Origin of the sequence: Halioglobus sp. HI00S01 (assembly GCF_001635445.1) — a bacterium.
Classification (GTDB): Bacteria; Pseudomonadota; Gammaproteobacteria; order Pseudomonadales; family Halieaceae; genus Halioglobus; species Halioglobus japonicus.
In genome coordinates, this window is the sequence record NZ_LWEE01000015.1 from 76512 (window position 1) to 91981 (window position 15470).

The following is a 15470-nucleotide window of genomic DNA, read 5'->3' on the forward strand; positions in this document are numbered from 1 at the left end:
TCAGCTCACTGACACAGTGTTGTGAAGCCACCTTGCACCAACGTTGCCAGATCATCGGGGGCGAGTTCAATTTCCAGGCCGCGGCGCCCTGCGCTGACATAGATCGTCGCATATTGCTGGGCGGCTTTATCAATGAATGTCCGCAGACGTTTCTTCTGTCCCAACGGGCTGACGCCACCCAGCACATAGCCAGTTGCCCGTTCGACATCATCCGGGTTGGCCATCGCTGCCTTCTTGCCCTGCGCGGCCTTGGCCAGGTGTTTCAGGCTTAGCTTCAATGCCACCGGGATAACGGCCACCACCAGTTCGCGACCGTCGAGGCTGGCCACCAGGGTTTTGAACACCCTCTCTGGCGCAACACCCATTTTCTCTGCCGCCTCAAGGCCATAGGATTCATGTGATGCATCGTGTTGATACTCGTGCACCGTGTGCGCAATCCTGGCGCGCTTGGCGACGTTGATTCCCGGCGTCATAAGTTACTCATTCCTCTTCTGGGCCACTGGCTCCCGGCATTAATGTTGCGCCGGTATGCGCTGCTGCTGGTGAGTCAAAGTCGATAGTGTACTGGCGCTGAACATTGGACGTCAGCTGACCCCACGCCGAGGATTGCATGCCGTAGCCACTGCCCTCGCCATCGAGCATGCGAGTACCCCTATGCGTGCAGCTGTTGACGAACGCCTTGATCGAGTCGGCGCTGTCGCGCACCACAATCACCGACCAGGGGCCAATGTTGTGTACGTAGTTATCGCCGACGTCCGGTAGATGCTCTTCGCGGCAGGCCCAGTGCCAACAGCGTCGCCACAGTTGTTCGTCTTCGCGTCGTGCAAAGGCCTCAGACGTGTAGCGTTCACAATCGATATCGACATCACCGAGAAAAGCGTAGTCACTTTCGAGCAACGGCGCCGGCGGGGCAACACGATCTGCAGCGATGGTCTCTGCCACGGTGGGACCACTGGCCCTGGCACTACCCGGTTTCTGTACCGACATTCGCTCCCCCATCATGACTGGACGCGCTTCACTCATGCAAATACAATCCGGATTGACTGTTTTTATAACTATGAGCCGAGCCCCCAACCTTGCAAGTACCCCATCGTAACGAGGCCGCTATGACCGCTGACTTCGAAGATCAACAGGCCATTATTGCCGTACTGGATGGTCACTGCCGCGGTCTGGACCGCAATAATAGTGCGCTGATCAGGGACTGTTACTGGCCAGACGCCACCGTCGACTACGGCAGCTTCGTCGGCGCGGCGAGTGATTTCGCCGAGTTGATTGGGCCCGCCCTCACCCAGAGCTACGAGCTTACGCGACACTGCGTGAGCAACGTCACCATTGTGGTCGACGGTGGACTCGCCCAGTGCGAGAGCTATGTGGAAGCCGCGCACCTGCTGAGGGGGGCAGAGCAGGAAATGAGTTTCCGCGGCCGCTATCTGGACACACTCGAACGTAAAGATAGGCAATGGCGCATCCGGCATCGTCAGGTGGTGATGGACTGGAGCGTAACTCGCGATATGCACGACGAGCGCAACGACGAAGCCTTCGCGGCGCTAGCCAAAGGCCGTGCCGATCTGGACGACCCCTCCTACGCCCTGTTCCAGGGAGACAACACCCATGGATAAGCGCCTGGAAACGCTACTCGCAAAGCAGGCGATCGGCGAGCTTAGCAGCCGCTACATGCGCGGCCTGGACCGGCGCGATCGCGATCTGCTGCTCGCGCAGTTCGGGGGAGACGGCTGGTGTGAATACGGCTTCATGAATGCCAGCTCCACTGAGCTCATTGACTTTGCCCTGCAGGCGCTGGCCAACCACGTCGCCAATCAACACCTGATCGGCAATACCCTGATCGACGTCGAGGGCAATGAAGCCTATGGCGAGGTGTACTTCCAGGCCTATCACAAAGTGCCTTCCGAAGCGGGATTCGACGATATGATCATCGCCGGCCGCTATATCGACCGCTACAAGTGCCGGGAAGGTACCTGGAAGCTGGCCTACCGCAGTGAAGTCGTCGACTGGAGCCGTAGCTCCCCCAGCAATGATCCCTACTTTGAGCTGGTACCAAACACCCTGCGCGGTGGTCGTCAGGACGACCCGGTGTATCGCCTCGACAACCGGCGTCGCCCCTGAATCATGTCAGCCCTGCTCCCTTACCCCGGCCTGCAGCAACATTTGCGGGTCTTCATTGAAGAACGGTGGCGGCGTCAATCCTGCGGTGGTCAGGCCTGCGTCCACCGCAAGCGTCTGCCCGGTAATGTGCCGGGCCGCATCGCTGATCAGGAACAGAATGGTATCGGCAATGTCCTCAGCGCGACAGGCAATACCCAGCGGCGAAGCTGCAGCCAGGGCCGCCGCCGTGCCTCGGCATCACCCAGACCCAGCGCGTCGATCATGGGCGTCACGGTACCACTGGGGGCTACGGCATTCACGCGAATACCTTTAGTGGCCAGCTCAGACGCCGCCGACTTGGTGAGGCCAACAATAGCGTGCTTGGCCATGGTATACACATGTGGTCCTTGACCACCGATCAGTCGGGCAGTGCTGGCCAGGGACACAATGGCGCTGCCTCGGGGCATGACCTTTGCGGCATGTTTAACTCCCAGGAAACTGCCCTTGCAGTGAATATCCATGGTGCGTTCATAGGCTTCGATACTGGTATCGGTAATCGAGCCCACCGCGCCTACCACTCCGGCGTTATTGACCAGTGCGGTCAGGGAACCGAAAGTGGTCACGGCCTCAGCCACTGCTGCTGCAACAGCCGACTCGCTGGTAACATCGGTGACGCAAAAGCGCACCGCATCGCCCAACTCCGCTGCCAGGGCCTCACCCCTGTCGGCTTGCAGGTCAGCGACAACAACGCGGGCGCCACGCTCAACAAGTGCGCGGACAGTGGCCTCGCCAATGCCGCTGGCGCCACCGGTGACCAGGGCAACACAGTGATTAAAACCGGACATAGAGTACGCCTTATTATTATGACGCCAACCAGTGTGGCGCGTGCTAACCTCAGAATCAATCTAACGAACGCGAAAGGAAAAAAACCATGCCCCTGACTCTCTCAGACCCTACCCTGCTAAAGCACCATGCCTATATTAACGGCGAGTGGGTAGACGCGGATGACGGTGCCACGTTTGCGGTAACCAACCCCGCCACAGGCGAAGTCATTACCGAGATCGCCAGTGTAGGCGCAGCTGAAACTGCGCGCGCGATCGCCGCTGCCGATACCGCCATGGCAAACTGGAAGAAGGTGCCTGCGAAGGCCCGCGCGCAGGTGCTGCGCAAGTGGTTTGACCTGATGATGGAACACCAGGAAGACCTCGCCCAGCTGATGACCGCTGAACAGGGCAAGGTCATTGCTGAATCCCGCGGCGAGATTGCCTATGGTGCTGCGTTTATTGAGTGGTTCGGTGAAGAAGCCAAGCGTATCGATGGCGACGTCATCCCCGGCCCCTCCTCTGACAAGCGGATTGTGTGCATCAAGCAACCCGTGGGTGTGGTCGCTGCGATCACCCCCTGGAACTTCCCCAACGCGATGATTGCGCGCAAGGCGGCACCGGCGCTGGCCGCCGGCTGCAGCATCGTGATCAAGCCTGCGTCGGAAACACCGCTGTCGGCACTGGCCATGGCCGAGCTCGCAGAGCGCGCCGGTGTACCCGCTGGCGTGGTGAATGTGGTGGCCGGCAGCGCCAGCAAAATTGGCGCCGAAATAACCTCCAACCCCACCGTGCGCAAACTCACCTTCACCGGTTCCACCCCCATCGGCAAGATGCTGGTTGAGCAGTGTGCACCCACCATGAAGAAAACATCCATGGAACTGGGCGGCAACGCGCCGTTCATCGTATTCGACGATGCCGACATCGATTCAGCGATTACCGGGGCGATGATTTCAAAGTACCGCAACGCCGGACAGACCTGCGTATGCTCCAACCGGATCTTTGTACAGGATGGTGTGTACGACGAGTTCGTCGCGAAGTTTGTGAAGGCAACTGCAGAGCTGACCGTGGGCAATGGCGCAGACGACGGCGTCGTGATCGGCCCGCTGGTCACCGAGAAGGCCATGAACGATGTCGACAAACTGGTGCAGGAATCGATTGCCCAAGGCGCCCAGGTGGCCGCTGGCGGCTCGGCTCACTCACTGGGCGGCTCCTTCTACCAGCCTACCGTACTCACCGAAGTCACCCCGGACATGGCGGTATTCCGCAATGAAATCTTCGGCCCGGTATCACCGGTAGTGCGTTTCAGCACTGAAGAAGAAGTGATAGCCATGGCCAACGACACCGAGTTTGGCCTGGCCTCCTACTTCTACACCCGCGATATCGGCCGCGTATGGCGTATTGCCGAGGCGCTGGATTACGGCATTGTGGGCATTAACGAAGGTATTATTTCCAACGAAATGGCACCCTTTGGCGGCGTCAAGGAATCTGGCTCTGGCCGCGAGGGTTCCAAGTACGGGATCGACGACTACGTCGAGATCAAGTACATGCTGATGGGCGGTCTCGACGCCTGATCAATGGAAGCGCAACGGTGAGGGCAATTCCCAGCCCTCGTCGGAGTGCCCCAATATGGCCTGCATGGCAATCGAATCCACGCGGGTACTCTCATCGCCGGCCACAAAGTCACCGGCGCCATAAGTTGACAGCGGCTGTACGCTGAAGTCGTCGCGGCGCAGGGTTGGCTGCGGCAGCAACTGTTCAAAGTAAGCAGCGACATCGTGCGTCAGGCTAAGTCTTATCGGATAGCGGGCCGAGGTACTCGGATTCACCGCACACTGCACGGCAAAGATCGCATCGAGCTCGCCCTGCGCAAGCTCCAGGCCAAACGCTTCCCGGGTAAACCCGGCAATTTCCGCATAGAACTCATCCAGCGCGTCATACAGAAACTTACCCTCTTCGCCCCAGGTCACCTGCGGCCAGTGGCCGCGCTCGGATGCTGGCACGATAATGTCCAGGTATACACGCAGTGACAGCGGATAACGCTCATCGCCTGTGGTCATGTGATCCATCCACCTGCGCAGGAATGTCAGCGCCTGCACGCCGTGATCCATCTGCAGGTAGTACAAAACGTATTTGAGCAGGGCCATGCGCACCATCAGCAGGTAGGTGAGATACATGCGGCGCATATAGCCGAGCTCGTCGGCGCTGAAGGTTGAGGTAGAGGCGATCATATTGTCCGCGTCCACCGCAATGGCAAACTCCTGTCGATACTGCTTCTCCGCCATCGGCGCGTTGGGCATCATCGAGGTGTAGTTGCCATTGGCCGACACCTTCCAGTCAAAACAGAACTGCAGGTCTTCCTCGAGGCTGTCGACGGTCTGCCCCGGCAGCCCGATCATAATGTCCGACGCCATGGGAATGCGCTCTGCGTTGAAGAACGACATCATCTTCTCGTAGGACGCTGTACGAATATTGTCGCGCTGGATGGCCTCCAGCGTGGGCTTATCCGTGGTCTGCAGGGCGATGATGCCAGTAGGCAACAAACCGCCCTTGTTGAGAATGGAGATCACGCTCATCAGGCGGCGTCCGCCGTTCTTGGCGAAATTGGTATAGAGCCGCTGCGGATAGCCGTAACGCTGGCGGCAGGCCACCAGGGCCTCGGCGATGGCAATATCCTGCTCCAGCATGCCGAAGTTGGCATCGGCGATAAAAATCGCTTCCATTTTTTTCTGCGCCAGATATTCCACCTCGGCAGAAACACGATCCAGAGAAAAACGTGACACCTTCTGCAGCGTTGCCGAACCCCAATCACAGTAAGTACAGCCATAGGGGCAGCCGCGATTGGTTTCCAGAGTGGCGGTAGATACGTCACTAATCCAGGCGTCAAATTCGCCGAGCAGATAAGGTGACGGCAAGGAGTCGAGATCCTTCACACGGTCGCGATCCGCGGTGCGGTGTATACCCTGTGAATCGCGATATACGAGGCCGGCGACTGCGGCTAGCTCCCCACCTGCCGCCAGGGCCTTGAGCACCTCGGCACAGGCGACTTCGCCCTCGCCCAGCACGGCGACATCCACCGCCGGGTTCGCCTCGAGAAACGCTTCGCTCTCGCCTTCCCATTTGGGAATTTCCGGCCCGCCTACGATAATCAGCGCGTCGGGGCATTCGCTGCGAATACGCCGGGTAGCCTGCATATTGAGTTCGTGATTCCACACGTAGGAAGAGAGCAGCACCACCGGAGCATCTTCCTGTCTCATCCCCTGGTATAGATCGACCAGGCGATGCCCCGGGATTCCAGCCAGGCGCACCGGCTGGACATCATAGGCAGACGTCAACTCACCCTGGCCATAAGCGCGCAGATAGGACGCCACCATGCCCAGGGACAGATACGGCAGCGAAGCATCGGAAGAAGACAGGGCCAGTGGCATCACTGGCCGCGGGGTAGTCACAGCAATTTCACCCGGTAAATATTGTTAGCTGCGAAGATTCTACTGCATGCCGGGCGGGTACGCACACCCGCATCGGGCAAACTTTCAGCCAGCAGAGTGGGTCTTGGCGTGCTGTGCGATCACCAGCAGTTCCAACGCTGATTTCACACGCCACTGCATCGCCGCCACCAGGCCGTGCATCACCACCAGGTTGCGATCAAAGGCGGCGTCACTGGCAATATAGGTGTCGAGCAGTTCACGCGCGCCAATCTTGCCCAGCAAGTGGTACTGCATGAGCACGTCCACGCTATTCTCGATAGCAGTAGCTTCCCTGGGCAGCGGCGTATAGCCCAGCTGATCGATCATGGTTTCGGCAGTGGCGTAGACGGACCAGGGATTCTGGCCGGTGACAAGGCCATCGGTCACGGCAATATTTTCCAGATAAGTCAGCCCCACCGAGACATCTGCACCCCGTTCACGCAGGCGATCTTCCAGCAGGAAGGGGAAGACTTGCTCGGCATCGGGGATCAGGAACAGTTCTTCTTCATTAGTAAAACCGGTAACAGGCTTGCCCTGCAGGAATGCTTCGCCGTTATCGAGGAACACGTTGGCCAGGGCGGCCGGGCCGTGGCACACCGCACCAATCAACTTGTCCTGCTGGGCAAAGTGGCGCACCAGACGGTGTACATCAGGGTTGTCGGGAAAATCCCACATGGTGCCCTTGCCGCCGACAAAGTAAATCGCCTCATAGTCGGCGCCTTTCACCTCTGCCAGTGGCAGAGTGTGAGTGGCCTTGGCCATCGCTTCGTCGTCGTTCAGGAACGCATAGTCCAGTGCGCCCATGTCCTCATTGTCGATGATGGCATTGGGCTCGCCACCTTTGGGACTGGCGATGTCGACCTCAAACCCATTCACCGAGAACACATAGTAGGCGCGCGACAGCTCAGTATGCTCGTAACCCGTTTTCCTACCGGTATCGCCCATTTCGGTTTCGCTGGTGAGCACAATCAAAATGCTGCCGCGATCGGGCGCGAGGCGCTTTTTTACGTAGGGGATGTCCTGGGGCTGGGTTAAGTCAATCCCCAGGGCGTTGGAACGATCCACCAGGCTGAACAGCCAGGCGATAAGACCGCCGGTGACGGCAACAATGCCAACAACTGAAATACCAATACTCTTCCACATGATAATGCCCTCCTATTGAGCAGTTGATGTGGTGAGTATGTGCGGCGGCATGTCAACGCCGCGTGAAATATCCCGGGTTTTTCAGGTCGCAATACGCGCGACGTACTGGTTGTCGGCTTCGGCCGTATTGAAGCGCCAGCCCTGGCTGCTAGCCAGGCGGCGCACCAGTGACAGGCCATGCCCCAGGCTGGCGGGATGTGCCGCACGCTCGCCCTGCCCCACCGGGTTAGCCAACTCCAGCAGGCCAGCGTGATAGCGAATACTGAGCCTCGCGGGGTGGGCGTAATGCAGCGCGTTATCCACCAGGTTGCCGATCAGCAATCGCGCAAGCTGCTCATTGCCCTGGGCCGTTGCCTCGTCGTCAACATTCAGCTCAAGGACCAGCCCCTTCGCTTCGATAACCTCTGACCGTGCGAGCAGAACATCTTCGAGCAGTGCCCGCATAGGCAGTGGTGTTGTCAGGGAGGACTCAGATCTCGCCAATGCCACCAGCGTGGTCAGCAGGTTCTCGATCTCAGCGCTGGCGGCCACCAGTTGTTTGACCTCGGCGTCATTGGCCACCGATGCCGGCAGCAACACTACCGCATTGCGCAGCGCGGTGAGCGGTGTGCGCAGCTCGTGACTGACATCGTGGGTAAATGCGCTCTCCCTTGCCAGTGCCTGCTGCAGGCCGTCCAGGGCCGATTCCATGGCCGTGGCCAGCACCCCCACCTCGTCGTTCTGGTGAACATGCGGCAGCGGGCTGGGTCGGGGGTTTTGCTCAATGGCGGCCGTGAGCTCCCGCAGGGGGCGCGTGGTAATGCCGGCGATGACATAGGCGGCCACCAGGCTAAGCAGCAGCGCCATGAACAAGCCCGCAGATAACAGAATGAACAGCGACGTCGACATCCGGCTCACCACCAACCAGGGAGACACCTCTGCCACGAGCAGCATGGGGGGCACGCCCTGTAATTGCACCCAACGGTAGTGAAAGTGAGTGTCGTCAGGAGTAAAAATCTCGCCGCCCACACCCGGCTCAATGTGCGCTTGCAGGGCTACCGGCACATCCGCGAGCGAGGCATAAATGGCCACCTCGTCCAGTCGAGGTTGGGCCATGACACCGGAGCTGACATAGGTCTGCTGCAGCTGAGCCACTTCACCTGCCAGCAGGCGATCAATAATCTCGTCCTCAACAACGTAGGCGAGCATGAGCGACAGCCCGGCCCACAGGGCCGTAATGGCGAGCACAAAAATCCCCAGCACCAGGAACAGGCGTTTCTGCAGGCTAGCTTTCATCACACACCAGGCGGTAGCCGATGTTGGGCAGGGTTTTCAGCATTGAAGTGGCAAAGGGTTTATCCAGGGCATTGCGCAGGCTGTAGATGTGCGAGCGCAGCGCGTCGCTATCCGGAGGATCATCACCCCACAGGTGATGCATGAGTTGCGAACGTGTCACCGCCTCTGGGTAGGCCTCCGCCAACAGCAACAGAATGCGAAAGCCCACCTGGGTAAGCTTGAGCGGCACATCATTGCGCCATGCATCCTGGCTTTTGGCAGCGAGGGTTAATTCACCCAGGTAAATTTCCGACGTCTTATGCAGTGCATGCCTGCGGCCCAGGGCCTCACAACGCAGTCTCAGCTCGCGCAGGTCAAAGGGCTTGGTCACGTAATCATCGGCGCCTTCGCCATAGCCCGAGGCCTTGTCGGCGAAAGCATCGCGGGCAGTTAACATCAGTACCGGCAGGTTGTAGTCCAGCTCCGCTTTCAGCGTGCGGCACACTTCCAGCCCGTCGATATCCGGCAGGTTGAGATCGAGCAACAGCACATCGAACACCCCACCCCGGGCTACCGCAAGGCCGCGCTCGCCGGTATCGGCGTAATCCACCGCCCAGCCCAGGCCCTCAAAAAATGTGACCAGCTGACCGGCAATAGTGGTGTTATCTTCGATAAGGAGTAATTTCACGGGCCGCCTGAAAAATCCCTCTGCTGAAGCTAGCGTACACTAAATCAGCGCATGTGAAATCGCCGTGAAAACCAATTCTTTTTCCCAAATAAAAAAGGCGGGCTAAAAGCCCGCCTTTTTTGATCACACGATGAATCAGCCGAACTGGTTCATGGTGTTGTCTTTACCGCCTGCCTTCAGGGCCGCGTCGCCAGCAAAGTATTCTTTGTGGTCGTCGCCCATGTCGGAGCCAGCCATGTTCTGGTGCTTAACGCAGGCGATACCCTGACGGATTTCCTTGCGCTGTACGCCAGCAACGTAACCCAGCATGCCTGCATCACCGAAGTACTCTTTGGCCAGGTTGTCAGTAGACAGGGCCGCAGTGTGGTAAGTCGGCAGAGTGATCAGGTGGTGGAAGATACCTGCTTCGCGAGCAGCGTCCGCCTGGAAGGTACGGATCTTCTCGTCAGCCGCTGCAGCGAGCTCAGACTCGTCGTAGTCGGCGCTCATCAGCTCATCACGGTTGTAGGCAGAAACGTCCTTGCCTTCTTCAGTCCAGGCATCGAATACCTGCTGACGGAAGTTCAGAGTCCAGTTGAAGGACGGGCTGTTGTTGTAAACCAGCTTGGCGTTGGGCATAACTTCGCGGATGCGGTTAACCATGCCACCGATCTGGCCAACGTGGGGCTTCTCGGTTTCGATCCACAAAAGGTCTGCGCCGTTCTGCAGGGAAGTGATGCCGTCCAGTACGCAGCGATCTTCGCCAGTGCCAGCACGGAACTGGAACAGGTTGGAAGCCAGACGCTTGGGACGCAGCAGCTTGCCGCCACGGTTCAGAACAACGTCGCCGTTCTTCATGTCAGAAGGATCGATTTCTTCGCAATCCAGGAAGCTGTTGTACTGGTCGCCCAGGTCGCCTTCTTCGTGGGTTACAGCGATCTGCTTGGTCAGGCCAGCGCCCAGGGAGTCGGTACGGGCAACGATAACACCGTCGTCTACACCCAGCTCTAGGAACGCGTAACGAACCGCGCGGATCTTGGCGAGGAAGTCTTCGTGGGGAACGGTTACTTTACCGTCCTGGTGGCCACACTGCTTCTCGTCAGATACCTGGTTTTCGATCTGGATCGCACAGGCACCGGCTTCGATCATCTTCTTGGCCAACAGGTAGGTCGCTTCCGCGTTACCGAAACCAGCGTCGATGTCCGCAATGATGGGCACAACGTGGGTCTGGTGGTTGTCGATCTGGTTCTGGATGTCCTTGGCTTTAACTTCGTCGCCAGCTTCGCGGGCATCGTCCAGGGCGCGGAACAGGCCGCCCAGTTCGCGGGCGTCAGCCTGGCGCAGGAAGGTATACAGCTCTTCGATCAGGCCTGATACGGACGTCTTCTCGTGCATGGACTGGTCGGGCAGCGGGCCGAACTCGGAGCGCAGGGCCGCAATCATCCAGCCGGACAGGTAGAGGTAGCGCTTGTTGGTGTCACCGAAGTGCTTCTTGATCGCAATCAGCTTCTGCTGGCCAATGAAGCCGTGCCAGCAACCCAGAGACTGGGTGTACTGAGCGGTGTCAGCGTCGTACTCAGCCATGTCCTTGCGCATGATCGCAGCGGTGTACTTGGCAATGTCGAGACCGGTCTTGAATTTGTTCTGAGCGCGCATGCGGGCGGCAGATTCGGGGCTGATACCGTCCCATGCAGAACCGTTCTGGCTGCACAGTTCGGTGATGTCGTTGATGTCATTCTGGAGAGTAGACATATCGATACCTCTGTTCAATTGGGGACTATGGATGGCGGGCGACCGAGGTCAGCCAGTCAGTGGGGCGAATATTAGTCCCGGCGCAGACATAACTGAAATAGATAGTCGGGATTATTGCTATTCACACCATGAATGCATAGCGACCAGGTGAAGGTCTAGAAACGGAGTTTCACCCCCACGGAGGCGTCCACCGTGTCAGTATAGGCGGCCTCAGCGGAAATGCGCTCGTTGAAGCGATATTCCACCCCGAGGTGGTATTTGCCCTCAGATTCCCACTCCCAGTGGGCCTGAACCCGCTTGGTGAGCTGAAAATGGGTATCAAAAGCCACCCCGGCATGCCCCTCGTCTGTCAAATAAACGTCCATATCAATCATCATCGGCAGCATATAGCGCAGCCCCAACCGGTACTCCGGGTCCTCACCCGCGTCTTTTTCAACCCCGGCCAGGCCCTGGGTCCAGCGGTTAAAGCGATACAGATAGGCCAGCTCACCGCGCTCATCCTGCCAATCCAGTGATTGGGCCTCAAATTCGAAGCGATGCCGGGCGTTGGCTGTCCATCCCTCGGCCATGCCCAGGTTATTGAGAAGTTCCAGTTCCAGCGCATAGTAGAAATCGGTATCGCGGATATCGGGGCTGTTTTTCTTGGCCGCCATCAGCGCCGGGGCACCCTGGTAGTCGTTGTAGCGAATCACCCGGGCCATACCCGTCTTGGCGTGGTACAGGTTGTGGCAGTGAAAGAACCAGTCTTTCTCTTCATTGGCCAGAAACTCGATTTCAACCGTGGCCATGGGTGGCACGTCCACGGTGTGCTTCATGGGCCCGCGTCCTTCACCTGTAATCACGCGGAAAAAGTGACCGTGTAAATGCAGGGGATGATGCATCATGGTTTCGTTTACAAACCGGAACCGCACCGTCTCACCCCGCTCCACCAGGATTTTATCCGCCAGGGACAGGGGCAAATCGTTGAAGGACCAGTTATAGGTTTCCATATTGCCGGTCAGTCGTAACTCAACCGTACGGGCATCGGCACCGCCCGCATAGCGCGCGGCCTCAACCGTCTCAAGGTCGCTATAAGCCAGCCGGCGCGGGCCGCTGTGATGCATGTGATGCATGTGATGCATGTGATGATCGGCATGCTCGCCGCCCATGCTCATATCGTGGTCGGCGTGGCTGGCGTACAGGTCCGGCGGTGTCATTGGCGTGGCATAGCGGGCCTGGCCGCTGCCGACGATGATCGAGGCATACCCTGAGCCGTCCTGCGCCGTGGCACGCAACTCCGCAGCGCCATTGTCAGGGATGGTGATTTCCAGGTCATAGGTCTCGGCCACCGCATGCAGGACTTCATCAACAGCCACCGGAGCTACATCCAGCCCATCGGCGGCAACCACCCGGGTCTGTAAACCTGCCGAGTGCAGTAAAAAGTAGGTAGAGGCACCGGCATTAATCAGCCGCAGGCGCACTCGCTCACCGGGCTGCGCCGTCTCAAACAGGCGGATCTCGGGCTCGCCATTCACCAGAAAGGCGTCATAGGCCACATCGGCCACGTCCATCCCGCCCATACGCTGCCAGCGACTGTCCCACCAGTTGCGCATGGCACCCCGCTCCAGGTAACCGGCAATACTGATGACGCTGTCTTTCTTGAGCGCGTAGTAATGGCCGTCTTTCTTCAGGTTGTGGAGTACCTGGTGCGGGTCCTCATCCGTCCAGTCCTGTAAGACCACCACTGCCTCGGGCTGGTCACCCAAACCCTGCGGCGGCGCCACAACAATGCCGCCATGCACACCGGATTGCTCCTGCAGGTCCGTATGTGAGTGGTACCAATAGGTACCGGCATGCTTGAGGGCAAACTCATATTCAAAGGTCTCGCCGGGGCCGATCGGCAAGCTGGACATATAGGGCACGCCGTCCTGGGCAGGCGGCACCAGCAAGCCGTGCCAGTGGATCGACGAATCCACGTCCAGATGATTGGTGACTCGGATTCGGGCGGTATCGCCCTCGGTAAACCGCAGCACCGGACCGGGATAACTGTCGTTAACCAGCATGGCCTGGACGGGCTTGCCGGATTTATTGAGGGTGCCGTATCCGATATGGAGATCGTATTCCACAGTGGCGGCAGTGGTGGCACCGGTAAATAGAGCCAGCGCCCAAAAAAGCAGGTATTGCATTAATAACTCCCTTGCGCGAATCAGGTCGCGCTAATACACAAAAATAGGTGATTCAGGTGTATTGGGAGTTAGGGGGGTGATCGATATCGTCCACCGGGGCCAAAGGCGCAGCGGGCGGTGAAAACGAATGTATGACTGTCAGCCCAGGTGCCATAGCAATACGCGCCATGGGCGCCGCAACCGGGTTGGGTACAAGACAATCCTGACAGTGATCACAGTCATCCATGGAGAGCAGCGCTGGTTCTATTACCTGCTCATGGCAGGGCGCGCGATCCGACGACTGCGCTTCGCAGTCCATCGGCGCGGCAGCGGCGAGCGACTGCCAAACCAGCAGCGCGCACAGCAACATGTTACCCAGGATCACTGTCATAGCGCGTAGCCTAACACTAAGGTGCCGGCGACACCATCGCCGTTCAAGCGGCCTGCAAAGCCGCCTTGAGGTCTTTCTTGAGCACTTTGTTCGTGGCGTTCCGTGGCAGGCGCTCGTCCGAGAAAATCACTTTGCTCGGCACCTTAAAGGCCGCCAGGTGTTCACGGGCATAAGCCAGCAGCGCCTCCTCGGTAAGGCTGGANCCGTCGTGCAGACACACCACCACCGCCACTTCCTCACCCCAGCGCTCGTGGGGCAGGCCAATCGCGGCCACCTCGCGCACAGCCTCGTGCTCCAGCAGCTGGTTTTCAATTTCGATCGGGTAGATGTTCTCACCGCCGCGCAGAATCATGTCCTTGGCACGGTCCGCGAGGAAGATCATGCCCTCGTCATCGAAATAACCGATGTCGCCGGTGCGCATCCAGCCGTCGCTAAAGTCGCTGGCATTGGCTTCGGGGCGATGCCAGTACTCGCGAATCACGGTAACGCCGCGCACCCAGATTTCGCCAGTGCTGCCCGCGGGCAACTCCTCGCCCATTTCGTCGCAGATACGGAACTGTACGATGGGATGGGGGAAACCTGAAGTACCGGGTTTGGCACTGAATGCGTGGCCCGTCAGTGACGCACCCTGGGCATTGGTCTCGGTCATACCGTAGCCGGTGCCGCTGAAGTTCTGGGGCAGTTTCGCCTCCAGCAGTGCGCGCACTCGGGGCGGTGTAGCCGCGCCGCCGACTCCCACTGAGAACAGGCTGGAGGTATCTGCACTGTCAAAGGCTTCTGCTTCGAGCAGGTCCAGCACCATGGAAGGCGCCGCTGCCAGGGAGGTAATACGCTCCTGCTCGATGTACTGCAGCGCGCGGTCCACGTCCCACTTGTACATCATCACAATGCGGCGCCCGCCGCGCAGGTTTACCAGGAACTGAGCGTGACAACCGCTCACATGAAACAGCGGCACCGCCAGCAGTGAAGTGGGCTCATGGCCGCGCTCCAGCATGGCAGTAATCAGGTCGCCATTGGTCATTGCCGCAGCTATCGCAAAGCACTCGATATTAAACACCGCCTGGCACAGCGCCCGGTGGGTGGAGGCCGCGCCCTTGGGCTTACCGCTGGTGCCTGAGGTATACATGATGAGGGCAAGATCATCGCCATCGATATCCACCTGGGATGGCTGCTGACCGACAAAATCGCGGACGAAGTTAGGCAGACCGGCGGGATCATTCTCGTCACTGGGGCGGGCGATCACCACTCGCACTCCGGCTTCTGCGAGCAGCGCGCCGCCGCCGTCAGCACGTTGCTGGTCACAAATGGCCAGCTTGGCCTCGGCATCGTTCACCGCAAAGGCGATGTCTGCCGGCTGCCCCCAACTGTTAATAGGTACCACAACCGCGCCGATGGCGGTTACTGCGATAAACCCCGCCATCCATTCAGGGTAGTTGCGCATGGCGAGCGCTACCCGGTCGCCCTTGGCAATGCCTGCGTCCTGCAGCGCCGCCGCCAGAGCATCGGCTTCATCCATCAGCTCATTGAAGCTGCGGCGCTCGCCTTCGTAGATCAGAAACTCTCGATCACCATGGTTGCGCGCCACCGCCAGCGCCTCGCGCACGTTAGCCGGCGCGCCGCTGTAGTAACGCTGCCCCTGGGCATCGGTGGCCACCTCAAAGGGGGCCCCTTCGCCTGTCAGCTCGGCCAGTGCAGTATCAAATTCCTGTTTAAACTCGGACATCGGTC

General features: G+C 59.1%; 15 protein-coding genes. 3 read left to right on the forward strand and 12 right to left on the reverse strand.

Annotation, left to right across the window (positions count from 1 at the left end; all coding sequences use genetic code 11):
- Positions 1-5 precede the first annotated feature (5 nt).
- Together ybaK and A3709_RS03380 are read right to left on the reverse strand one after the other, a co-directional pair.
- A complete protein-coding gene (gene ybaK, locus A3709_RS03375) occupies positions 6-473 on the reverse strand; it encodes a Cys-tRNA(Pro) deacylase (RefSeq protein ID WP_066050069.1) in 468 nt (155 codons plus the stop codon).
- 7 nt (positions 474-480) lie between these two features.
- The gene (locus tag A3709_RS03380) at positions 481-1023 is read right to left on the reverse strand and encodes a Rieske 2Fe-2S domain-containing protein (protein ID WP_082849859.1); all 543 of its coding nucleotides are present in this window, start codon (positions 1021-1023) and stop codon (positions 481-483) included.
- Positions 1024-1106: 83 nt separating this feature from the next.
- On the opposite strand from A3709_RS03380, the gene A3709_RS03385 reads away from it, so the two are divergent.
- Together A3709_RS03385 and A3709_RS03390 are read left to right on the forward strand one after the other, a co-directional pair.
- Complete coding sequence (locus tag A3709_RS03385) at positions 1107-1619, forward strand: nuclear transport factor 2 family protein (RefSeq protein ID WP_066050074.1); 513 nt, start codon at positions 1107-1109, stop codon at positions 1617-1619.
- The gene (locus A3709_RS03390; protein WP_066050077.1) at positions 1612-2124 is read left to right on the forward strand and encodes a nuclear transport factor 2 family protein; all 513 of its coding nucleotides are present in this window, start codon (positions 1612-1614) and stop codon (positions 2122-2124) included. The genes A3709_RS03385 and A3709_RS03390 overlap by 8 nt, the downstream gene beginning before the upstream one ends.
- A 6-nt stretch (positions 2125-2130) precedes the next feature.
- Here the strand turns inward: A3709_RS03390 and A3709_RS24940 are convergent, their stop codons facing one another.
- Both A3709_RS24940 and A3709_RS03395 read right to left on the reverse strand, forming a co-directional pair.
- The gene (locus tag A3709_RS24940) at positions 2131-2340 is read right to left on the reverse strand and encodes an SDR family oxidoreductase (RefSeq protein ID WP_082849860.1); all 210 of its coding nucleotides are present in this window, start codon (positions 2338-2340) and stop codon (positions 2131-2133) included.
- The gene (locus tag A3709_RS03395; RefSeq protein ID WP_082849861.1) at positions 2271-2948 is read right to left on the reverse strand and encodes an SDR family oxidoreductase; all 678 of its coding nucleotides are present in this window, start codon (positions 2946-2948) and stop codon (positions 2271-2273) included. Before A3709_RS03395 ends, A3709_RS24940 begins: the two co-directional genes overlap by 70 nt.
- Positions 2949-3034: 86 nt before the next feature.
- On the opposite strand from A3709_RS03395, the gene A3709_RS03400 reads away from it, so the two are divergent.
- Positions 3035-4498: an NAD-dependent succinate-semialdehyde dehydrogenase gene (locus A3709_RS03400; RefSeq protein ID WP_066050080.1), complete on the forward strand. Its 1464-nt coding sequence runs from the start codon at positions 3035-3037 to the stop codon at positions 4496-4498.
- Here A3709_RS03400 and A3709_RS03405 read toward each other — a convergent pair whose 3' ends face one another.
- The 8 genes from A3709_RS03405 to A3709_RS03440 all read right to left on the reverse strand — a co-directional run bounded on the left by A3709_RS03405 (position 4499) and on the right by A3709_RS03440 (position 15465).
- Positions 4499-6373 carry a radical SAM protein gene (locus A3709_RS03405; protein ID WP_156507552.1) on the reverse strand — a complete coding sequence of 625 codons (1875 nt, stop codon included), beginning with the start codon at positions 6371-6373 and terminating at the stop codon, positions 4499-4501.
- An 84-nt stretch (positions 6374-6457) separates the two neighbouring features.
- Positions 6458-7534 (reverse strand): type 1 glutamine amidotransferase domain-containing protein, encoded by a 1077-nt coding sequence (locus tag A3709_RS03410; RefSeq protein ID WP_066050086.1) that lies wholly within the window; start codon positions 7532-7534, stop codon positions 6458-6460.
- Between the two features lie 81 nt (positions 7535-7615).
- Positions 7616-8809, reverse strand: coding sequence for a HAMP domain-containing sensor histidine kinase (locus A3709_RS03415; protein WP_066050089.1), 1194 nt, complete (start codon positions 8807-8809; stop codon positions 7616-7618).
- Positions 8799-9476 carry a response regulator transcription factor gene (locus A3709_RS03420; protein ID WP_066050092.1) on the reverse strand — a complete coding sequence of 226 codons (678 nt, stop codon included), beginning with the start codon at positions 9474-9476 and terminating at the stop codon, positions 8799-8801. Before A3709_RS03420 ends, A3709_RS03415 begins: the two co-directional genes overlap by 11 nt.
- A 135-nt stretch (positions 9477-9611) precedes the next feature.
- A complete protein-coding gene (locus A3709_RS03425; protein WP_066050095.1) occupies positions 9612-11207 on the reverse strand; it encodes an isocitrate lyase in 1596 nt (531 codons plus the stop codon).
- A 155-nt stretch (positions 11208-11362) separates the two neighbouring features.
- Positions 11363-13372 carry a multicopper oxidase family protein gene (locus tag A3709_RS03430; protein ID WP_066050098.1) on the reverse strand — a complete coding sequence of 670 codons (2010 nt, stop codon included), beginning with the start codon at positions 13370-13372 and terminating at the stop codon, positions 11363-11365.
- 52 nt (positions 13373-13424) lie between these two features.
- Complete coding sequence (locus tag A3709_RS03435; RefSeq protein WP_066050100.1) at positions 13425-13742, reverse strand: hypothetical protein; 318 nt, start codon at positions 13740-13742, stop codon at positions 13425-13427.
- A 43-nt stretch (positions 13743-13785) separates the two neighbouring features.
- On the reverse strand, positions 13786-15465 hold the full coding sequence (locus A3709_RS03440) for a class I adenylate-forming enzyme family protein (protein ID WP_066050102.1): 1680 nt from the start codon (positions 15463-15465) through the stop codon (positions 13786-13788).
- Positions 15466-15470: the final 5 nt, after the last annotated feature.